The organism is Parabacteroides sp. An277 (assembly GCF_002159645.1).
Lineage (GTDB): Bacteria > Bacteroidota > Bacteroidia > Bacteroidales > Tannerellaceae > Parabacteroides.
On sequence record NZ_NFJB01000077.1, the window covers coordinates 1 to 2,013 of the forward strand.

2 protein-coding genes and 1 pseudogene are annotated in these 2,013 nt (G+C 33.6%); all 3 read right to left on the minus strand.

The genetic code is table 11. The annotated features are described in order from the left end of the window. A pseudogene (locus B5F77_RS15320) lies at window positions 1-557 on the minus strand (hypothetical protein); the annotation flags it as partial. Between the two features lie 12 nt (window positions 558-569). Then, window positions 570-1,607 (minus strand): 6-bladed beta-propeller, encoded by a 1,038-nt coding sequence (locus tag B5F77_RS15325; protein WP_162608021.1) that lies wholly within the window; start codon window positions 1,605-1,607, stop codon window positions 570-572. A 113-nt stretch (window positions 1,608-1,720) separates the two neighbouring features. Next, complete coding sequence (locus tag B5F77_RS15330; RefSeq protein ID WP_087332331.1) at window positions 1,721-1,951, minus strand: NVEALA domain-containing protein; 231 nt, start codon at window positions 1,949-1,951, stop codon at window positions 1,721-1,723. Between the last annotated feature and the right edge of the window lie 62 nt (window positions 1,952-2,013).

Here is a 2,013-nt window from a genome sequence, read left to right on the forward strand (position 1 = left end):
TCAGGTAATTCACTCACCGTTATACCCGCAATCTTTTGTAGGTATAAATCCCTTACTTTTAGGTTATGAATCGGATTGCCGATAACTACCACTTTGTTGTCTTTATCCAGCAGGAATGTTTGGAACATCATGTCGCTGGGGAAATGATTTAATTTGTTGAAGCGGTCTTTTGTGTCGATGCAGACGGGTAAAGAAAAGTTGTCAATTTTCAAAATACGTCGTAACTCCTGATTATCTTTCGGCTGAAAGAAAAAGAGGAATGGAATGTCTTTATTGCAAACTGAATCCACTTGGCCTATAAATTCTTTCCATCGTGATAATTGAAGTTTACAGCTTACACATCCAATGGAATCTACATACATAACTATTTTATAATCAGATACAGAAATCTGATAATCAACAGTATCTTTCACGTACTGAGTAAAGATAGGGTTATCTGGAAATTTTATCTCTTTCCCTTGCCATTCTTGGACTAAAAGTCCTATCTGTTTTTCTGTTCTGTAAATGCAAGAAAAAGAAAAACAAGATAAGACTATCAGCAAACAATATGTTTTCATGCAGGTCACAAATTAAATAATGCCATCTAAATCTAAATAGCCAAATTGTATATCATCGTCAAAAGCAAATATCAATCTATCACTTTCATCATCATAGCAAAAAGATAGTATTGAATATCCGATTTGTAAAGTAGAAATATAATTACCTTCCAAATCAAATATAAGCAACTTATCCGGATAATGAACATGTTGTCCTCCATCCCGATTATACATTCTTCTGTCTCCCCAATAACTGGCAATTATTTTGTCTTTACAAAAAGCAACTTGATCAAAATATGCCTCTTTGTTCGATTTTCGATTATCCCAATTTTTACCATACAAATTATACTTCAATTCTCCATCTAACGTACAAATAGTTATCAAGTCATGATACCAATAGACTTCAGTATAAAGATTATATTTAGGAGATGCAGCAAAACTCACGCGCTTTTTTTCTACTTCTGGATGGCCGACGTAAGGCATGAATTCCCTTTCTCCAGTCTGCATATTCCATTTGGCAACGACGGGGGTATAATCTCCTGGATTTAACACACGCATAAATAAAGCGTAAGACAGTGTATCGCTTTCATATTGCATCATAAAAGGGAATTCGGTTTGATCTATACCTGCTTTCTTCTGTGGAACATAAAATTCATTTGATAAAACACTATCCATTGGAAAACTTAACAGACTTTGATGTCCATGATCTATTACATAAAATATATTTCGCTCGTTGTCAGAAATGATTTTCCCCATATTGGCTATTTCAGAAGGACCTTGTCCTTGTTGCCCTACATTTGTAATATATCTAAATGTGTTTTTATCGAAGATATGTATCAGTTTATCAAATGAATTATAATCACTGATAATTAAATAATCATTTAATATATATGGTGTTCCAAAATTGGAAATCTCCACATCTTCTATTTGAATTTCATGTATATCTTGTTTCTTTTTTATAACATTTTGTCCGGCATCGTAATATTTACGATGTCCTTTGTCATGTTGTTTACAACTTGACATAGACAGCAAAAGACTGGCAAAGATAATAAAACCTATATACTTTTTCATTGTCTGATATATTGCAATATTAAGATTATCGAAAAGTGTACCAAATGTCATTGAAAAGATACCTCTTCCAACAACTTTTGGTACACACTTTTAATTATAACGCTAACATGGATTTACCATGACGCTTCTTTATATGGATGATAACCATAACAGAAACAAATACCAGAATCTGTTAAACATCCATTAGGGCAATCGGTCATGCCATCACCTTCATTGCGTGCCAATGCCTCTACATTCTCTAATGCTAAGTCTGACAACTCAACTTCCTGTTTACTCTGCTGGTAGTTCCATCCAGCAATAGCCGCTGTTGCAACAACAGCCACTGATAATATGATCTTTTTCATATTCTTTCTTTTTAAATTTGTTGTTTATAATACTTTTATGAGCCTCTTCCCCAACACTCTCC